At 64.9% G+C, this 19434-nt stretch carries 17 protein-coding genes; 15 read left to right on the plus strand and 2 right to left on the minus strand.

All coding sequences use genetic code 11. The annotated features are described in order from the left end of the window. Positions 1-23 precede the first annotated feature (23 nt). Positions 24-926: a TIGR02285 family protein gene (locus Q6A47_RS08220; protein ID WP_369811447.1), complete on the minus strand. Its 903-nt coding sequence runs from the start codon at positions 924-926 to the stop codon at positions 24-26. Continuing rightward, the gene (locus Q6A47_RS08225; protein WP_304483910.1) at positions 923-2122 is read right to left on the minus strand and encodes a CaiB/BaiF CoA transferase family protein; all 1200 of its coding nucleotides are present in this window, start codon (positions 2120-2122) and stop codon (positions 923-925) included. Before Q6A47_RS08225 ends, Q6A47_RS08220 begins: the two co-directional genes overlap by 4 nt. A 172-nt stretch (positions 2123-2294) precedes the next feature. Here Q6A47_RS08225 and Q6A47_RS08230 point away from each other — a divergent pair, with 172 nt between their 5' ends. From Q6A47_RS08230 to Q6A47_RS08300, 15 genes are all read left to right on the plus strand, one after another. Continuing rightward, a complete protein-coding gene (locus tag Q6A47_RS08230) occupies positions 2295-2837 on the plus strand; it encodes a YaeQ family protein (protein ID WP_039575775.1) in 543 nt (180 codons plus the stop codon). Positions 2838-2864: 27 nt separating this feature from the next. Continuing rightward, positions 2865-4574: a single-stranded-DNA-specific exonuclease RecJ gene (gene recJ / locus Q6A47_RS08235; RefSeq protein ID WP_029613340.1), complete on the plus strand. Its 1710-nt coding sequence runs from the start codon at positions 2865-2867 to the stop codon at positions 4572-4574. Between the two features lie 191 nt (positions 4575-4765). Next, positions 4766-5872 carry an NADH:flavin oxidoreductase/NADH oxidase gene (locus tag Q6A47_RS08240; RefSeq protein ID WP_304483913.1) on the plus strand — a complete coding sequence of 369 codons (1107 nt, stop codon included), beginning with the start codon at positions 4766-4768 and terminating at the stop codon, positions 5870-5872. Positions 5873-5930: 58 nt separating this feature from the next. Then, on the plus strand, positions 5931-6647 hold the full coding sequence (locus Q6A47_RS08245; protein ID WP_304483914.1) for a tellurite resistance TerB family protein: 717 nt from the start codon (positions 5931-5933) through the stop codon (positions 6645-6647). A gap of 126 nt (positions 6648-6773) precedes the next feature. Then, positions 6774-8396 carry a methyl-accepting chemotaxis protein gene (locus tag Q6A47_RS08250; protein WP_039575781.1) on the plus strand — a complete coding sequence of 541 codons (1623 nt, stop codon included), beginning with the start codon at positions 6774-6776 and terminating at the stop codon, positions 8394-8396. Between the two features lie 5 nt (positions 8397-8401). Next, a complete protein-coding gene (locus Q6A47_RS08255) occupies positions 8402-8923 on the plus strand; it encodes a chemotaxis protein CheW (RefSeq protein WP_304483916.1) in 522 nt (173 codons plus the stop codon). Beyond that, entirely contained in the window at positions 8920-10191 is a 1272-nt protein-coding gene (locus tag Q6A47_RS08260) for a CheR family methyltransferase (protein ID WP_304483918.1), read from the plus strand. Before Q6A47_RS08255 ends, Q6A47_RS08260 begins: the two co-directional genes overlap by 4 nt. Next, complete coding sequence (locus Q6A47_RS08265) at positions 10188-10853, plus strand: chemotaxis protein CheW (protein ID WP_039575784.1); 666 nt, start codon at positions 10188-10190, stop codon at positions 10851-10853. The genes Q6A47_RS08260 and Q6A47_RS08265 overlap by 4 nt, the downstream gene beginning before the upstream one ends. Then, positions 10850-13141 carry a hybrid sensor histidine kinase/response regulator gene (locus Q6A47_RS08270; RefSeq protein ID WP_304483921.1) on the plus strand — a complete coding sequence of 764 codons (2292 nt, stop codon included), beginning with the start codon at positions 10850-10852 and terminating at the stop codon, positions 13139-13141. Before Q6A47_RS08265 ends, Q6A47_RS08270 begins: the two co-directional genes overlap by 4 nt. Further along, positions 13138-14151 (plus strand): chemotaxis response regulator protein-glutamate methylesterase, encoded by a 1014-nt coding sequence (locus Q6A47_RS08275; RefSeq protein ID WP_039575787.1) that lies wholly within the window; start codon positions 13138-13140, stop codon positions 14149-14151. Before Q6A47_RS08270 ends, Q6A47_RS08275 begins: the two co-directional genes overlap by 4 nt. Before the next feature lie 51 nt (positions 14152-14202). Then, positions 14203-15207, plus strand: coding sequence for a response regulator (locus tag Q6A47_RS08280; RefSeq protein ID WP_039575790.1), 1005 nt, complete (start codon positions 14203-14205; stop codon positions 15205-15207). A 153-nt stretch (positions 15208-15360) separates the two neighbouring features. Continuing rightward, a protein-coding gene (gene prfB, locus Q6A47_RS08285) for a peptide chain release factor 2 (protein WP_116887664.1) occupies positions 15361-16456 on the plus strand; the annotation gives its coding sequence in 2 pieces (ribosomal slippage) (positions 15361-15432 and positions 15434-16456; 1095 coding nt in all). A 93-nt stretch (positions 16457-16549) separates the two neighbouring features. Beyond that, positions 16550-18052: a lysine--tRNA ligase gene (gene lysS / locus Q6A47_RS08290; protein ID WP_039575795.1), complete on the plus strand. Its 1503-nt coding sequence runs from the start codon at positions 16550-16552 to the stop codon at positions 18050-18052. Positions 18053-18112: 60 nt separating this feature from the next. Further along, positions 18113-18829 (plus strand): TetR/AcrR family transcriptional regulator, encoded by a 717-nt coding sequence (locus Q6A47_RS08295; RefSeq protein WP_039575798.1) that lies wholly within the window; start codon positions 18113-18115, stop codon positions 18827-18829. Positions 18830-18859: 30 nt separating this feature from the next. After that, positions 18860-19408 carry a hypothetical protein gene (locus Q6A47_RS08300; RefSeq protein WP_304483927.1) on the plus strand — a complete coding sequence of 183 codons (549 nt, stop codon included), beginning with the start codon at positions 18860-18862 and terminating at the stop codon, positions 19406-19408. Positions 19409-19434: the final 26 nt, after the last annotated feature.

Raw genomic sequence — 19434 nt, forward strand, 5'->3', positions numbered from 1 at the left:
GCGACAGCCTGCGGGGTTTCTTTTTAGCGATCAGCGCTGTGGGCGGCGTCCGGTGGCTGCTCTGCTTGCAACAGCCGCTGCGCCTGTTTCAGGTAGTGTTCGCGCAGTTCGGGATCCAGCCATCGGGCATAGCGCTCAAGCAGCTCCGCTGAGCGCAGATGGGGCACAAGTCGGTCGATCTTGGCGATGGCCTCTCGACCTGCTGGGGTGTCGGAGCAACCGACGTGGATCAGTTGATAGCGTTTGGCGCCCTTGATCGAGAGAAACGCATACGCGTCCAACGCGTTGCCTTGCTGTTGAAGCAGATAGCGTGCTTCAGGCCAGTAACCCAATACCACGTGCAACCGCCCTAACTGCTGCATCTGCAATAGATTGGCGGTGGCATCGTTGCCGTAGTGCCGACTCAACGCCGAGTCAGGCAACTGGCTGAGGATCGCATCGGTTTCTTGCCCGTAACTGCGGCCGGCGACGACGCCCAGTTTCAGACCCGGCGTGCCGAGCAATTGCGTGAGGTCCACGGAGGTCTGGCCTGCGGACAGGTTCAGTGCTGCCAGGTCCTGTCTACGCACGATCACGCCACTGCTCACGATCGGTAGCAAAGGCTGGGAAAATTTCGCGAAGCTGGCCCGCTCCGGCGTCCACAGCAGCGTCGGATCGCAGGTGAGGGTAGGGTCCTGCAGCATCTGGATGCCACGCGGGCGGTTGACGCGCACGATGCTGTGTTGGTACTCCGGCAACTGCTCGATCAACTGGGGTAGCAGGCTGTCGATCACACCCTGACCTTTTTCCGTGCCTTCGTAAATGGTGAACGGCGGTAGGTCACGTACCAGCCAGGTCAGGCGCTCACCCGCCTTCGCAGGTTGCAGCGCCAGTAGCGGCAGGATGCACAGCAGCAGGCGCTGCGCGGCCCTTTGAAGTTGAATCAGATGGCCCCCTGTTCGCGCAGTCGGGCAATGTCGGCCTCGCTGTAGCCCAGGCGGGTCAGCAACGTGGCGGTGTGCTCGCCAAGGGCCGGCCCCACCCATTCGGTAGAGCCGGGCGTGTCCGAAAGCTTGGGAACGATGCCTGGCATCTTGAACGGCTTGCCGTCTGGCAGCCGAGCCTGGACGAACATTTCCCGAGCGAGAAACTGCGGGTCGTGGAACATGTCTTCGGCTGAATAGATACGACTGGCGGGCACACTGGCGTCGTTCAGCACCTGCATCACCTGATCCAGCGGCAAACCGTTGACCCAACGGTCGATCACGCCATACAACTCGTCGCGGCGCAGGTCGCGACCGTCATTGCTGGAAAGAGTGGGGTCGTCGGCAAGGTCGTTGCGGCCGATGGCCTGCATGAAGCGCTTGAAGATCGCATCGCCATTGGCGCCGATCTGCACATGGCGGCCGTCGGCACTGGTGTGGATACACGACGGGGTGATGCCCGGCATGATGTTGCCGGTGCGTTCGCGGATGAAACCGAACACGTCAAATTCCGGCACCATGCTTTCCATCATGGCGAAGATCGCTTCGTACAAGGCCACGTCCACCACCTGTCCCTGGCCACCGTTGACCTCCCGATGACGCAAGGCCATCAGCGCACCGATCACGCCCCATAAGGCGGCGATCGAGTCGCCGATGGAGATGCCCGTACGCACCGGTGGCCGGTCGTCGAAGCCGGTGATGTAGCGCAGGCCGCCCATGGATTCGCCGACCGCACCGAAGCCGGGCTGGTCCTTCATCGGCCCGCTCTGGCCGAAGCCGGAAAGGCGGACCATCACCAGCTGCGGGTTGAGGGCGTGCAGCACGTCCCAGCCCAGGCCGAGCTTTTCCAGCACGCCGGGGCGGAAGTTCTCGATCAGGATGTCGGCCTCGGCCAGCAGCCGCTTGAGCACCTCGCGACCCTCCGGGTCTTTGAGATTCAGGGTGAGCGACTGTTTGTTGCGCGCCTGCACGAACCACCACAACGACGTGCCCTCGTAGAGCTTGCGCCACTTGCGCAGCGGATCGCCACCGTCCGGCGATTCGACCTTGATCACCTCGGCACCGAACTCGGCGCAGATGCGCGAGGCGAAGGGTCCGGCGATCAGGGTACCGAGCTCGATCACCTTGAGGCCGGCGAGGGGTTTGGCAGGACTGGACATGGTGGATCCGTGACGGCTGAAAAGAGGGCTTGGTTTTATCACAGCTGGCTCGATGCAGGTAATGGCTCGCGACAGCGGTTGCGTGCCTGTGCGCACTGACGGACGACACGAGCCCCTCTGCGCACGCGGATCGGGTAAACTCTCCGACTTTCTTCGAAGAAGCCTCTGCCCCATGGCCCAGCCGTCCACCACCTACAAGTTCGAACTCAATCTCACCGACCTCGACCGTGGCGTGTACGAAAACGTACGCCGGACCATCGCCCGTCATCCGTCCGAGACCGAGGAGCGCATGGCTGTTCGCTTGCTGGCCTACGCGCTCTGGTACAACGAACAGTTGGCCTTCGGACGCGGTCTGTCGGACGTCGATGAGGCTGCGGTGTGGGAAAAGAGCCTGGATGATCGGATCCTGCATTGGATCGAAGTGGGCCAGCCGGATGCTGATCGCCTGACCTGGTGCTCGCGTCGCACCGAGCGCACCAGCCTGCTGGCCTACGGCAGCCTGCGGGTGTGGGAGGGCAAGGTGGTGCCGGCGGTCAAGGGCCTGAAGAACCTGAGCATCGCGGCGGTGCCGCAAGAGGTGCTGGACGTGCTGGCCACCGACATGCCGCGCACCATCAAGTGGGACGTGATGATCAGTGAAGGCACGCTCTTCGTGACCGACGACCGGGGTCAGCACGAAGTCCAACTGCAGTGGCTGCTCGGCGAGCGCGGCTGACCTGATTCGACCTGACTGAAGAGCCCCATGCGCATCGAGCCCCGCCCCCTGCCTGCAACCCTGCCGTTTCTCGGCCAACTGCCGCCCCTGCTGACCCGTCTGTACGCCGCCCGTGGCGTGCAGAGTGAGCTGGAACTGGACAAGAGCCTGGCGCGCTTGCTGCCCTATCAGCAGCTCAAGGGCATCGACGCTGCCGTGGACCTGCTGGTGGAGGCCCTGGACCGGCGCCAGCGCATCCTCATCGTCGGCGACTTCGACGCTGATGGCGCTACAGCCAGCACCGTCGGCGTGCTCGGCCTGCGTCTGCTCGGTGCAGCCCAGGTCGATTACCTGGTGCCTAATCGCTTCGAGTACGGTTACGGCCTGACGCCGGAAATTGTCGAGGTGGCGCTGCAGCGCGAGCCGCACCTGCTGGTGACGGTGGACAACGGGATCTCCAGCGTCGAAGGCGTCGCTGCGGCGAAGGCGGCCGGGCTCAAGGTGCTGGTCACCGACCACCACTTGCCGGGCGAGCAGTTGCCGCAGGCCGATGCCATCGTCAACCCGAACCAGCCCGGTTGCACCTTCCCCAGCAAATCGCTGGCCGGGGTGGGGGTGATCTTCTACGTGCTCATGGCGCTGCGCGCGCGCTTGCGCAGCCTGGGCCGCTACGAGACCCAGGCGCAACCGAACATAGGGGAGTTACTCGATCTGGTGGCCCTGGGCAGCGTCGCCGATGTGGTGCCGCTGGATGCCAACAACCGCATCCTGGTTCACCAGGGACTCGAGCGCATCCGTGCGGGCCGCGCGAGACCTGGCCTGAAGGCCATCCTTGAAGTCGCGCGGCGCGATCATCGGCGCATCACCTCAACCGACCTGGGCTTCATTCTCGGGCCTCGGCTCAATGCAGCAGGGCGTCTGGACGACATGAGCCTGGGCATCGAATGCCTGCTCTGCGAAGACCCCGCCACGGCGTTGGACATGGCAGCGCAACTGGATGGGCTCAACCAGGACCGCAAGTCCATCGAACAAGGCATGCAGCGCGAAGCGTTGGCCCAGCTCAAGGACCTGCCGCTCGACGCCATGCCCTATGGGTTGTGCCTGTTCGACGCCGAATGGCACCAGGGCGTGATCGGCATCCTCGCTTCGCGCTTGAAGGAGCGCTATCACCGTCCGACCATCGCCTTCGCCGACGCCGGCGAAGGCATGCTCAAGGGCTCGGCGCGCTCGGTACCGGGGTTTCACATTCGCGATGCCCTGGACGCGGTGGCGGCGCGGCACCCCCAGTTGATCAGCAAGTTCGGCGGACATGCCATGGCGGCAGGCTTGTCGCTGCCGGCTGAGCACTTCCCGGTGTTCGCCGAGGCGTTCGACCAGGAGGTGCGACGCCAATTGGATGAGGACGATCTGACCGGTCGGTTGCTGTCCGACGGCAGCCTGGCGGTCGAGGAGTTCCACCTCGACCTTGCCCGCGCCCTGCGTAATGCCGGCCCCTGGGGGCAGCATTTTCCCGAGCCGTTGTTCCACGGCGTGTTCGAGTTGGTGGAGCAACGGGTGGTCGGCGAGCGCCATCTGAAAGTGGTGCTCAAGAGCGAGTGCGGTTCGCTGCGTCTTGATGGCATCGCTTTCAGCGTCGATCGCGAGGTATGGCCCAACCCGACGGTGCGCTGGGTGGAGCTGGCCTACAAACTGGATGTGAACGAGTTTCGCGGCAACGAAAGTGTGCAGTTGATGATTGCGCATATGGAGCCGCGCTGAGGGCTCGGCGCATTCGCTCGGGATGGCGGCGCCAGGCCGCGACCGATGACCGTGCAGGTGCCATGGCCTGAATTTTCGGGAACCGATCCCCAGGGTAATCTGGTCTAGTCTCAAGGAACGCCGGTAATGGTCCAGGATCGCACCACAGCGCCTGGGTCGGACCGTCATTGCAGACCTTCGGAGGCCCTCCCATGAGCATGCTGCTTGAGCCCTACACCCTGCGTCAGCTGACGTTGCCCAATCGCATCGCCGTTTCACCGATGTGCCAGTACTCGAGCGTCGATGGCCTGGCTAACGACTGGCATCTGGTCCACCTGGGCAGTCGCGCTGTCGGCGGCGCTGGCCTGGTGATCACGGAGGCCGTCGCGGTGACCGCCGACGGACGCATCACCGCAGAAGACCTTGGGTTGTGGAACGACGAACAGATCGCTGCGCTGCAACGCATCACCCGTTTCATCACCGCCCAGGGCGCGGTTCCAGGTATCCAGTTGGCCCACGCCGGGCGCAAGGCCAGTACCCATCGGCCCTGGCTCGGCAAGCACGGCAGCGTCGCGCCGCAGGAGGGTGGATGGCAGCCGGTGGGGCCGTCGAAGATCGCCTTCGACCCCCAGCACACCGCGCCGCGCGAACTGAGCCACGATGATATCCAGGAGGTCGTCGAGGCGTTCGTGGAGGCCGCGCGGCGCGCCCTGGCCGCGGGCTTCAAAGTGGTGGAGTTGCACGCCGCCCACGGCTACCTGCTGCATCAATTCCTCTCGCCATTGAGCAATCAGCGCTGTGACGACTATGGCAGTTCCTTCGACAACCGCATCCGTCTGACCTTGCAGGTGACCGAAGCGGTGCGCGAGGTCTGGCCCAAGGAACTGCCGCTGTTCGTACGGGTGTCGGCCACCGATTGGGTCGAGGATGGCTGGAACCCTGACGAGACGGTGGAGCTGGCGCGCCGGTTGCGGGCGCTGGGCGTGGACCTGATCGATGTGTCCTCTGGCGGTACCTCGGTCAACGCCGAGATTCCCACCGGGCCCGGTTATCAGACGCGCTTCGCCGAACGGGTGCGCAAGGAGTCGGAAATCGCCACCGGCACCGTCGGCATGATCACCGAACCGGCCCAGGCCGAGCACATCCTGCGCACCGGTCAGGCCGACCTGATCTTCCTGGCCCGCGAGCTGCTGCGCGACCCTTACTGGCCGCTGCATGCCGACGATGACCTGGGCGGCAACAAGGCGACCTGGCCTGCCCAGTACCAACGCGCCACTCATCGCGCCAACCCGATTCACGAGTCGGATTTGCGCGATTAAGCCTGGATTCAGACTGCGGTCGTAATCTGGCGCTTTACTGTCCTTGAGGGTTCGCCAGATGAATACCCGTGGTCTGCTCGATCAATTGCTCAAATCCGGTCAATCGCTGCTGCAGAATTCGTCGGGCAAGCCCGGTACAGGCAAGGTGCCGGGGCTCGGCGATCTGCTCGGCGGCAAGGCCGGCGGCCTGGGAGGCCTGGTTTCCGGCGCCGGTGGCGGCGCCTTGGCGGCCGGCGCCATGGGCCTGCTGATGGGCAACAAGAAGGTGCGCAAGGTCGGTGGCAAGGTGCTGACCTACGGTGGCCTCGCCGCACTGGGCGTGCTGGCCTACAAGGCCTACGGCAACTGGCAGGCGCGCCAGGGGCAGGGCGACGCTGGCGAGCCGCAGACGCTCGACCGACTGCCGCCAGCCCAGGCCGAGCAACACAGCCAGGCCGTACTCAAGGCCCTGGTGGCCGCCGCCAAGGCTGATGGCCATATCGATGCGCGTGAGCGTGAGCTGATCGAGGGCGAGTTCACGCGCCTGGACAGCGACCCAGAGCTGCAGCGCTGGTTGCAGGGCGAACTGAACAAGCCGCTCGATCCGGCAGAGGTGGCGCGTGCGGCGCAAACGCCGGAGATGGCCGCCGAGATGTATCTGGCCAGCGTGATGATGGTCGATCAGGAGCACTTCATGGAACGTGCTTACCTCGACGAATTGGCTCGCCAACTGCGCCTGGAACCCGCATTGCGCGAGGAACTTGAACTGCAGGTCAGGCAGGTATCGACATCCTGAGATGGCTTTTAGCTACCCATCGGGCACGCAAGCCCGGTAAGCCTTCAATTCTCCCGATAAAGCGTCAGGCGCCTGGGCTATACTTCGACGATTTTCCCGCTCGTGAAGCTTTCCTGAGGGCTGATTGTGAAGAACTGGACCTTGCGCCAACGGATCCTGGCAAGCTTTGCCGTGATCATCGCCATCATGCTGTTGATGATCGTGGCCGCCTACTCGCGTTTGGTGACCATCGAGTCCAGCGAGGAAGCGGTGGGGTCCGACAGCATTCCCGGCATCTACTACAGCTCGATGATCCGCAGCGCCTGGGTCGACAGCTACGTCGCGACCCAGCAGTTGGTCGGCCTGTCCGAGCACCGCGAGCTGAGCTCGGCCGACGCCGAGTTGTTCAAGGGCTTCCACGACCGGCTCAAAGAACAGATGGCCAACTACCAGGGCACCATCCAGGATGCCCAGGATCAAGCCTCCTTCGATACCTTCGTGGGGCTTGAACAAGCGTACGAGAAGGCCATCGATCAGGTACTGGGTGCCTATCGAGCAGAGAACTATGCCGAAGCCGAGCGCCTGATCATCGAGGTGCTGACGCCGGCCTGGACCGCTGGCCGCAAGCACCTGAACACGGTCATCGACCGCAACACCGAAGCAGCCAATGCCGCCACGCGGGACATCGTCGATGCGGTGGCCACGGCCAAGGTGAGCATGGTGGTGTCGCTGATCCTGGCGATTCTCGCCGCCGGCATCTGCGGTCTGTTGCTGATGCGGGTCATCAGCGCGCCCATGCGCAGCATCGTGCAGGCTCTGGACAAACTCAGCTCTGGCGACCTCAGCGTGCGCCTGAGCATGGCGCGCAAGGATGAGTTCGGCGCCATCGAGACCGGCTTCAACGACATGGCCGAGGCATTGGCCAACCTGGTCGCCCAGGCCCAGCGCTCGTCGGTCCAGGTCACGACTTCGGTCACCGAGATTGCTGCCACCTCCAAGCAGCAACAGGCCACCGCCACCGAAACCGCAGCCACCACCACTGAAATCGGCGCGACCTCGCGCGAGATCGCCGCGACCTCTCGCGACCTGGTGCGCACCATGACCGAGGTCACCAGCGCCGCCGATCAGGCCTCCAGCCTGGCCGGCTCCGGTCAGCAAGGCCTGGCGCGGATGGAGGAAACCATGCACCAGGTGATGGGCGCGGCCGACCTGGTCAACGCCAAGCTGGGCATCCTCAACGAGAAGGCCGGCAACATCAATCAGGTGGTGGTGACCATCGTCAAGGTGGCCGACCAGACCAACCTGCTGTCGCTCAACGCCGCCATCGAAGCCGAGAAGGCCGGTGAGTATGGCCGTGGCTTCGCCGTGGTGGCCACTGAGGTGCGTCGCCTGGCCGATCAGACCGCGGTGGCCACCTACGACATCGAGCAGATGGTGCGCGAGATCCAGTCTGCGGTGTCGGCTGGGGTCATGGGCATGGACAAGTTCTCCGAAGAAGTGCGCCGCGGCATGTTCGAGGTGCAGCAGGTGGGCGAGCAGCTCACCCAGATCATCCATCAGGTGCAGGCCCTGGCGCCGCGCGTGCTGATGGTCAACGAAGGCATGCAGGCGCAAGCCACCGGTGCCGAGCAGATCAACCAGGCGCTGGCTCAGTTGAGCGATGCCAGCACGCAAACGGTCGAGTCGCTGCGTCAGGCCAGCTTCGCCATCGACGAATTGAGTCAGGTGGCAACCGGACTGCGCGGCGGCGTCTCGCGCTTCAAAGTCTGACGACGATGGCCGAGCCGCAATCGCACGAGCAGCGCCAGACCGCGAACAAGGGCGTGTTGTACCTGCAGTTCAGCATTGGCCAGCAGCGCTTCGCCCTGGACGTGCGCGAGGTGATCGAGGTGCTGCCGCTGCGCCCGCTCAAGCCCATCGCCCAGGCACCGCATTGGGTGGCCGGAATTCTTGGTCATCGCGGTGCGCTGGTGCCGGTCATCGACCTGTCGGCGCTGAGCTTCGGCGCACCTGCGCCGCGCCGCACCAGTACGCGTCTGGTGTTGGTGCACTATCAAGGCGATCCCCTGCGCGCGCCGCTTCGCCTGGGCCTGGTGCTGGAACAGGCCACCCACACCCTGCGTTGCCAACCCGATGAGTTCCTGCCGTATGGCGTGGATAACCGCGAAGCACGCTACCTCGGCCCGGTACGACAGGACGAACATGGCCTGCTGCAGCGCATTCAGGTCGATGATTTGCTCGACGAGGATGTGCGCCGGCTGCTGTTCCCCGAAGTCTCTGAAGCGGAGGCTGAATGAGCGAGCAGCGCTTTTTCCGCTTCCTCCAGGAGCGCATCGGGCTGGACGTGGAGTCGGTGGGCGCCTCGATGGTGGAGCGCGCCTTGCGCCAACGCTGTGCGGCGTCGGCGGCCGGCGACCTCGACCACTACTGGCTGTGCCTGCAGCAATCGACCGTCGAGCAGCAGGCGCTGATCGAGGCGGTGATCGTGCCGGAGACCTGGTTTTTCCGATACCCCGAGTCGTTCACCGCGCTGGCCACCTTGGCCCGTAAGCGCCTGGCCGAACTGGCCGGTGCCCGGCCCTTGCGCCTGCTCAGCCTGCCGTGCTCGACCGGCGAAGAGCCCTATTCGATTTCCATGGCGTTGCTCGACGCGGGCTTTGCGCCCTGTGCCTTCCGCGTCGACGCCATGGACATCAGCCCCAGCTCCATCGCGCGCGCCGAACTCGCGGTGTATGGACGCAATTCGTTTCGCGGCAGCGATCTGGCCTTCCGTGACCGGCACTTCGAAGGCGTCAACGACAGCTACCAGTTGTCCGAGCGGGTCCGCCGGCAGGTCAGCCTGGAAGCGGCCAACGTGCTCGACCCGGCGTTACGCGCGCGCAGTGGACTGTATGACATCGTGTTCTGCCGCAACCTGCTGATCTATTTCGACATCCCGACTCAGCAGCGCGTGTTCGAGGTATTGAAGCGGTTGCTGCACGACGACGGCGTATTGTTCATCGGTCCGGCCGAGGGCAGCCTGCTGGCACGCCTGGGCATGCGCCCGGTCGGTATCGCGCAGTCGTTCGCCTATGTGCGCCAGGATCCCGCCAGCGTCACTGCGCCGCCCAGTCCCGCACCTGTCGTGCGTGTGGCGGCGACGCCCGCACCGCCACCGCGAGCGACTGCCTGGGCGCCGAATGCGCTGCAGGCTACCCGCACTCCGCCAGCGCCGATCAGGCCGCTGCCAGAACCGGCGGCGAGCGAGGGTGAGCCCGAACTGCTGGCGAGCATTGCGCGCTTGGCCAACAGCGGTGCCAGCGATCAGGCCCGCGCCAGTTGCGAGCGTTACTTGCGCCAGTTCGCGCCCAAGGCCCAGGTGTATTACTGGCTGGGCTTGCTCAGCGATACCCAGGGCGACGCCGGCGAGGCGCTCAAGCATTACCGCAAGGCACTGTATCTGGAGCCGCAGCATGCCGAGGCACTGATGCACCTGGCCGCGTTGTTAGCCTCCCAGGGCGACAGTGCCGGCGCACGGCGCCTGCAGGCGCGTGCGGCGAAGGCGGACCGGGAGTCTGAACGATGAGCGAGCAACAGGGCCTGCCACTGATCGCCCGGGCCGACGACGATATCGATGACTGCTGGAACCGCATCGGTGTTCACGGCGACAAGCAATGCCCGTTGCTTGAACGGCATATCCACTGTCGCAACTGCGAAGTGCACGCCGCTGCGGCCACCCGACTACTGGACCGCTACGCGCTGCAACAGGACGAGCAGGTCGAGGCCGTCAGCGTCGAGCCGAGGGCTGCGGGACGCTCCATGCTGCTGTTCCGGCTGGGCGAGGAGTGGCTGGCGCTGGCCACAGCCTGCCTGGCGGAGATCGAACCGTTGCTGCCGGTGCATTCGCTACCGCACCAACGCTCGCGAGTCCTGCAGGGGGTGGCCAACGTGCGCGGTGCGCTGGTGCCGTGCCTGTCCTTCGCCGACCTGCTGGGCGTGGCCGCAGTCTCAGGCGCTGAGCGCCCGGGCCGAATCATGCCGCGCATGCTGATCCTTGCCGCCGAGGGCGGGCCGGTGGTGTTGCCGGTGGACGAGGTCGACGGCATCCATCGTCTGGACCTCGCGCAGGCGCAGGACGAGCGCGACGCCGCGACCTTCACCCTGGCGGTACTGCAGTGGCGTGCCCGCAGCGTGCGCGTGCTGGATGAGCGCCAACTTCTGTCTGCCGTGAAGCGGAGCCTGTCATGACCCCGGAGCAAATGCGCGACGCTTCGCTGCTCGAACTGTTCAGCCTGGAGGCCGAGGCCCAGACCCAGGTGCTCAGTGCCGGCCTGCTGGCATTGGAGCGCAATCCGGCCCAGGCCGATCAGCTCGAGGCCTGCATGCGTGCCGCGCACTCGCTCAAGGGCGCCGCGCGAATCGTCGGGATCGATGCGGGCGTCAGCGTGGCCCATGTCATGGAAGACTGCCTGGTGGCGGCTCAGGAACAGCGACTGCTGCTGCGCCCGGAGCACATCGACGCCCTGTTGCAGGGCACCGATCTGCTCATGCGAATCGCCACCCCGGGCGATCTGCAAGGCGAGGCAGCGGTACCGGCGTTCCTGGTGCAGATGGCGGCGCTGCTCGATCCCACCGCGCCCATCGTGCCGCGCCCGAGCCTGCCCGCCGAGCCTGCGCCCGCCCCGCCCCCAGCGTATCCGCCGGCGTTGCCGGTGGCCACGGTCGAGCGCGAACCCGAATCCGAAGCAGCGACGGTTACCAAGACCAGCAGGCGAGGCGGTGAGGGCGGCGAGCGGGTATTGCGGGTCACCGCCGATCGCTTGAACAGCTTGCTTGACCTGTCGAGCAAATCCCTGGTGGAAACCCAACGTCTGAAGCCTTACCTGGCCACCCTGCAGCGCCTCAAGCGCATGCATGGCCAGGGCATGCGTGCGCTGGACGGGCTCAGGGGCCAGCTCGAGGGCAGCGCTCAGAACGTCGAGGTGCTCGAGGCCCTGGCCCAGACCCAACGCCTGCTGGCCGAAACCCAGCAGATCCTCCAGCAGCAGGCCGCCGACCTCGACGAGTTCGGCTGGCAGGCCAGTCAACGCGCTCAATTGCTGTATGACACGGCGCTGGCGTGCCGCATGCGGCCGTTCGCCGATGTACTCACCGGGCAGAGCCGCATGGTCCGCGACCTCGGCCGGTCGCTCGGCAAGCAGGTGCAGTTGCTGATCGAGGGCGACAAGACGCAGGTCGACCGTGATGTGCTGGAGCGCCTGGATGCACCGCTCACCCATTTGCTGCGCAACGCCGTCGACCACGGCATCGAGTCGCCGGAGCAGCGCTTGCTGGCGGGCAAACCGGCCGATGGCACCTTGCGCTTGCGCGCGTCCCATCAGGCCGGCTTGTTGATCCTCGAGCTGACCGACGATGGCGCCGGTATCGACCTGGAGCGCCTGCGCCGCAGCATCGTCGAGCGCGCCTTGTCGCCGGCCGAAACCGTCGCACAGATGAGTGAAGCAGAACTGCTCACCTTCCTGTTTCTGCCGGGTTTCAGCCTGCGCGAGCAGGTCACCGAGGTGTCAGGACGCGGGGTGGGCCTGGATGCGGTGCAGCACATGGTTCGCGAATTACGCGGCTCGATCGAGTTGACCCAGTCGCCGGGCCACGGCTGCTGCTTCCACATGGAAGTACCGCTGACCCTGTCGGTGGTGCGCAGCCTGGTGGTCGAGGTCGGGAGCGAAGCCTACGCCTTCCCGCTGGCGCACATCGAGCGCACCCTCGACGTGCCCGCGCAGTCCATCGTGCAGATCGAGGGGCGCCAGCACTTTTGGCACGAAGACCGCCATATCGGCCTGGTCGCCGCCAGCCAGTTGCTCAACCGTCCGCCCGCGCAGGATGATGCGGACAGTCTGCGCGTAGTGGTCATCCGTGAGCGCGAGCAGCTCTATGGGGTGGCGGTCGAGCGCCTGATCGGCGAGCGGGTGCTGGTGGTGATGCCGCTGGATCCGCGCCTGGGCAAGGTGCAGGACATTTCTTCCGGGGCGTTGCTCGACGACGGCTCGGTGGTGCTGATCATCGATGTCGAAGACTTGCTGCGCTCGGTGGACAAGCTGCTCAGCACCGGTCGCCTGGAGCGCATCGAGCGCAGCGCGGGCGCTGGTCGAGGCGTACCGCGCAAGCGCGTGCTGGTGGTCGACGATTCGCTCACCGTGCGCGAACTGCAGCGCAAGCTACTCAGCACGCGCGGCTACGAGGTGGCCGTGGCGGTCGATGGCATGGATGGCTGGAATGCGCTTCGGGGCGAGGACTTCGACTTGTTGATCACCGACATCGACATGCCGCGCATGGATGGCATCGAACTGGTGACTTTGGTTCGCCGCGACAATCGATTGCAGTCATTACCGGTGATGGTGGTGTCATACAAAGACCGGGAAGAAGACCGACGACGTGGTCTGGACGCCGGTGCCGACTATTATCTGGCCAAGGCCAGCTTCCATGACGATGCGTTGCTGGACGCCGTGGTGGAGCTGATCGGAGGGGCACAAGGATGAAAATCGCCATCGTCAATGACATGCCCATGGCCGTGGAAGCCTTGCGCCGTGCGCTGGCCTTCGAGCCTGCCCATGAAGTGGTGTGGGTCGCGGGTAACGGTGAGGAGGCCGTGCGCAAGTGCGCCGAACTCACGCCCGACCTGATTCTCATGGACCTGATCATGCCGGTGATGGACGGCGTCGAGGCGACGCGACGCATCATGGCCGAAACGCCCTGCGCGATCGTCATCGTCACGGTGGATCGCAAGCAGAACGTGCACCGCGTGTTCGAGGCCATGGGCCACGGCGCGCTCGATGTGGTCGATACGCCGGCGCTGGGCGCGGGCGATGCCCGTGAGGCTGCCGCGCCGTTGCTGCGCAAGATCCTCAATATCGGCTGGCTGATCGGTCAGCAACGCTCCAGTGCGGCACGTTCGCTGGATGCACCGGCGCGTACGCCGGCGTCGCGCTGTGCGTTGGTGGCCATCGGCTCCTCAGCCGGTGGTCCGGCGGCTCTGGAAGTGCTGCTCAAGGCGTTGCCGCGGGATTTTCCCGCCGCCATCGTGCTGGTCCAGCATGTCGATCAGGTGTTCGCCGCCGGGATGGCCGAGTGGCTCAGCGGGGTGTCCGGGCTGCCGGTGCGCCTGGCGCGCGAGGGCGAGCCGCCGCAGCCGGGCCAGGTGCTGCTGGCCGGCACCAACCACCATATCCGGCTGTTGCAGAACGGCCAATTGGCGTACACCGCCGAGCCGGTCAACGAAATCTATCGACCCTCGATCGACGTGTTCTTCGAGAGTGTGGCGCGCTTCTGGCGCAGCGAGGCGGTGGGTGTGCTGCTCACCGGCATGGGCCGTGACGGCGCCCAGGGTTTGAAGCTGATGCGCGAACAGGGCTTTCTGACCATTGCCCAGGACCAGCAGAGCAGTGCGGTATATGGCATGCCCAAAGCGGCCGCGGCGATCCAGGCGGCCGTCGAGATTCGGCCGCTGGAACGGATTGCCGGGCGACTAGTGGAAATCTTTCCGAAATGACGACATGTGTTGAGTCACGCCGAGTGGTCGGTGGTGATCTGGTGAATACAGATGAATGATCTACCGATCGAAGGTTTCACGACGATCAACGAAGGTGCCGCCATGGTCCTGCTGGTCGACGACCAGGCGATGATCGGCGAGGCGGTGCGTCGCGGGCTGTCCCATGAAGAGAACATCGACTTCCACTTCTGCGCCGACCCGCATCAGGCGGTGGCCCAGGCGATGCGCATCAAGCCTACGGTGATCCTGCAGGACTTGATCATGCCGGGCCTGGACGGTCTGACCCTGGTGCGCGAATACCGCAACAACCCCGCCACCCAGGATATTCCGATCATCGTCCTCTCGACCAAGGAGGATCCGCTGGTCAAGAGCGCCGCCTTCGCCGCCGGAGCCAACGATTACCTGGTCAAGCTGCCGGACACCATCGAGTTGGTGGCGCGCATCCGCTATCACTCGCGCTCCTACCTGACCCTGTTGCAGCGCGACGAGGCCTACCGGGCCTTGCGGGTGAGCCAGCAGCAGTTGCTCGACACCAATCTGATGCTGCAGCGGCTGATGAACTCCGATGGCCTGACCGGGCTGTCGAACCGCCGCCACTTCGACGAGTACCTGGAGCTCGAGTGGCGCCGGGCCATGCGCGAGCAGCAGCAATTGTCGTTGCTGATGATCGACGTGGACTACTTCAAGGCCTACAACGACAGCTTTGGCCATCTGGCCGGCGACGAGGCCTTGCGCCAGGTGGCCGAGGCCATTCGCGGTTCCTGTTCGCGGCCCAGTGACCTGCCGGCGCGCTACGGCGGCGAGGAGTTCGCCCTGGTGCTGCCCAACACCTCACCGGGTGGCGCGCGCCTGATCGCGGAAAAGCTGCGCCAGACCGTCCTGGCGCTGAAGATTCCCCACAGCGCACCGCAGGCGGACTCGAGCCTGACCGTGAGCATCGGCCTGGCCACCCAGACCCCGGCGATCGGCAGCCATTGCCGGCAACTGATCTCGGCGGCGGACAAAGGCCTGTACCAGGCCAAGAACAGCGGTCGCAATCAGGTGGGTATCGCCTGAAAGCAGCGTCTGCGGGAACGGGGCGGTGGCTTGAGTGCCCAGGTCGACGTGTCGCCCTTTCGCGACACATGGCCGCTCCCGCACTGCCGTACCGCTACGGACTGCGATATACTCGCGGGCTTTTCACCGAATTCGCGCGAGAGCTGCCCGCCCATGGAAATCCAACCGATCCTCAATACCATCAAGGACCTTACCGAGCGTTCCCAGTCAATTCGGGGGTATCTTTGACTACGATCACAAAAGTGATCGTCTGATCGAAGTCAACCGCGAACTGGAAGACCCGGCCGTCTGGAACAAGCCTGAGTATGCCCAGAGCCTGGGCCGCGAGCGGGCCATGCTGGCGCAGGTGGTCGAGACCCTGGACAAGCTGTCCGGCGGCCTGGCCGATTGCAAGGACTTGCTCGACATGGCCGTGGAAGAGGGTGACGACGCAGCCGTCAGCGATGTGATCGGCGAACTCGAAGGGCTCGAGGAATCCCTCGCCCAACTGGAGTTCCGCCGCATGTTCAGCGGCGAGATGGACATGAACAACGCCTACCTCGACATCCAGGCAGGTTCGGGCGGCACCGAGGCGCAGGACTGGGCCAACATCCTGCTGCGCATGTACCTGCGCTGGGCCGACAAGCGCGGTTTCGATGCCACCATCATCGAGCTGTCCGAAGGCGAGGTCGCCGGCATCAAGGGCGCCACCGTGCACATCAAGGGCGAATATGCCTTCGGCTGGTTGCGCACCGAGATCGGTGTGCACCGTCTGGTACGCAAGAGCCCGTTCGACTCCGGCGCCCGTCGCCACACCTCCTTCTCGGCGGTGTTCGTTTCGCCGGAAATCGACGACAAGGTCGAGATCGAGATCAATCCGTCCGACCTGCGCGTCGACACCTACCGCTCCTCCGGTGCGGGCGGTCAGCACGTCAACACCACCGACTCGGCGGTGCGTATCACCCACGTGCCGACCAATACCGTGGTGGCGTGCCAGAACGAACGCTCCCAGCACGCCAACAAGGACACCGCCATGAAAATGCTGCGGGCCAAGTTGTACGAGCTGGAAATGCAGAAGCGCAATGCCGCTTCCCAGGCGCTGGAGGACAGCAAGTCGGACATCGGCTGGGGTCACCAGATCCGCTCCTACGTGCTTGACGACTCGCGGATCAAAGACCTGCGCACCGGCGTCGAGCGCAGCGATTGCCAGAAAGTCCTCGACGGCGACCTCGACCAGTACCTCGAAGCGAGCCTCAAGCAGGGCCTGTAAACCGCACACCACCGCCGCGATACCTGGCCTGGGTCCGGTATCGCGTGGCCTGCCCGACAGGGGCAACGAACACCTGATGGAACCAATGACGACATGAGCGACCTGAAGACCGAATCGCAAGACCTGCAACAGGAAGAAAACACCCTGATCGCCCTGCGCAAGGACAAACTTGCCGCCGAGCGGGCCAAGGGCAATGCCTTCCCCAATGACTTCCGTCGCGACAGCTACTGCAACGACCTGCAGAAGCAGTACGTGGACAAGACCAAGGAAGAACTGGAAGCAGCCGCGATTCCGGTCAAGGTCGCCGGCCGCATCATGCTCAACCGTGGCGCGTTCATGGTCATCCAGGACATGACCGGGCGCATCCAGGTCTACGTCAACCGCAAGACCCTGCCCGAGCAGACCCTGGCAGCGGTCAAGACCTGGGACCTGGGCGACATCATCAGCGCTGAAGGGACCCTGGCGCGTTCCGGCAAGGGCGACCTGTACGTCGAGATGACCGACGTGCGCCTGCTGACCAAGTCGCTGCGTCCGCTGCCGGACAAGCACCATGGCCTGACCGACACCGAACAGCGCTATCGCCAGCGCTACGTCGACCTGATGGTCAACGAGGACACTCGCCACACCTTCCGTGTGCGCTCCCAGGTGATCTCGCACATCCGCAAGTTCCTCGCCGAGCGCGACTTCCTCGAAGTCGAAACGCCGATGCTGCAGACCATTCCCGGTGGCGCCGCCGCCAAGCCCTTCGAAACCCACCACAATGCGCTGGACATGGCCATGTTCCTGCGTATCGCGCCTGAGCTGTACCTCAAGCGTCTGGTGGTCGGCGGCTTCGAGAAAGTCTTCGAGATCAACCGCAACTTCCGCAACGAAGGCGTCTCGACCCGGCACAACCCCGAGTTCACCATGCTCGAGTTCTACCAGGCCTATGCCGATTACCGCGACAACATGGACCTGACCGAAGAGCTGTTCCGCGAGCTGGCACAGTTGGTCCTGGGCAGCACCGACGTGCCCTATGGCGACAAGGTTTTCCACTTCGGTGAGCCATTCGCTCGCCTGAGCGTGTTCGACTCGATCCTCAAGTACAACCCGGAGCTGACCGCGGCCGACCTGCAGGATGTCGACAAGGCCCGTGACATCGCCAAGAAGGCTGGCGCCAAGGTGCTCGGCCACGAGGGCCTGGGCAAGCTGCAGGTGATGATTTTCGAAGAGCTGGTCGAGCACAAGCTGGAACAGCCGCACTTCATCACCGAGTACCCGTTCGAGGTCTCGCCGCTGGCTCGCCGCAACGATGACAACCCGGCCGTCACCGACCGTTTCGAGCTGTTCATCGGCGGCCGTGAAATCGCCAACGCCTATTCCGAGCTCAACGACGCCGAGGACCAGGCCGAGCGCTTCCTGGCCCAGGTGGCCGAGAAAGATGCAGGTGACGACGAAGCCATGCACTACGACGCCGACTTCGTGCGCGCCCTGGAGTACGGCATGCCGCCGACCGCCGGTGAGGGGATCGGTATCGACCGCCTGGTGATGCTGCTGACCAACTCGCCGTCGATTCGCGATGTGATCCTCTTCCCGCACATGCGCCCGCAAGCCTGAGCCCACTGATCAAGCCGCCTCCCGAGGCGGCTTTTTCTTGCATTTCGTGAGGTACTTCCCGTGACACCCGCAACTGCCCAGCAAGGGGCTGCCGGCGTGGCCAATGCCGTCGCCGAGAGCGTCCAGTATCAAGGCCGCAAGGCCAGTCGCCAGGGCAGCGAGCAGCGCCGCCAGCAGATCCTCGACGCCGCCATGCGCATCGTCGTGCGTGACGGCGTGCGCGGCGTGCGGCATCGCGCCGTGGCCGCCGAGGCTGGTGTGCCCCTGTCGGCCACCACCTATTACTTCAAGGACATCGAAGACCTGCTCACCGACAGCTTCGCCCAGTACGTCGAGCGCAGCGCCGCCTACATGGCCAAGCTGTGGGCCAACACCGAAGGGGTGTTGCGTCATCTGCTCGCCCAGGGCGATTGCAGCGCCTTGTCACGGGCGCGTCTGGCCGACGAAGTGGCGCGCATGACCGCTGATTATGTGAGCCGCCAATTGCTCAACCGCCGCGACTTCCTGCTGGCCGAACAGGCGTTTCGCCAGGAGGCGCTGCTGTGTCCGCGTCTGGCCGAACTGGTGCGCGCCCATGAGCAGATCCTGCTGCATGGTGCGCGGCAGATGCTCGAGGTGGTCGGCTCGCGTCAGCCGCAACAGGACGCCCTGGTGTTGACGGCCATCATCGAGCAGATGGAATATCAGGGCCTGCTCGATGCGCCCGATGCCCAGGCCGACGAGCAGATGCTCGCTATCCTGACCCGCTATCTGCACTTGGTGCTGGCTGCGGTGTAGGGCGTAGCCGATTTCTTCAAGGAGAACCCGATGAAAGCCTGGCGTGTGCTGTTGCTGACCCTGTCGTTCCTGCTGCTGGGCGGATGTCTGGTGACGTTCGACGAACCGCTGGCGGCGCACCAGGCGGCGCCCAAGGGCCTGGTGGGTCACTGGAGCAGCAAGGATGCCTGGAGCCAGCCGCTGCAGTTGACCATCAGCCGCACGGTTGGCGACACCTACAAGGCGGTGGCCCGCACCCAGGGCAAGGCGCCACAGTCCTACGACTTCACCGTGTCGCGCCATGGCAACCGCTGGTATCTGTCGGCGGCGGTGCCCAAGTCCTTGGGTGGCCACTATGTGATCGGCGGCTTCGAGCTGATCGATGGCAAACAGTTGGTGGTCTACAACCTGGACGTGGAACAGATGCAGCAGGCCGTGGACAAGCAGGAGCTCAGTGGTCGCCGCACCGAGGTGCCGCAAGACAACGGCGCGGGTGTGTCGATCGACAGTTCGGCCGAGCGCGTTCTGGCGTACCTGGACGACCCGGCCAACTCCGACCTGTTCGTGGAAGCGGCGCGGTTCCAGCGGGCCAGCAAATAAACCTGCCGGACGCTATGCGGCTGAAG

It is taken from the genome of Pseudomonas boreofloridensis (assembly GCF_030580795.1).
GTDB lineage: Bacteria > Pseudomonadota > Gammaproteobacteria > Pseudomonadales > Pseudomonadaceae > Aquipseudomonas > Aquipseudomonas boreofloridensis.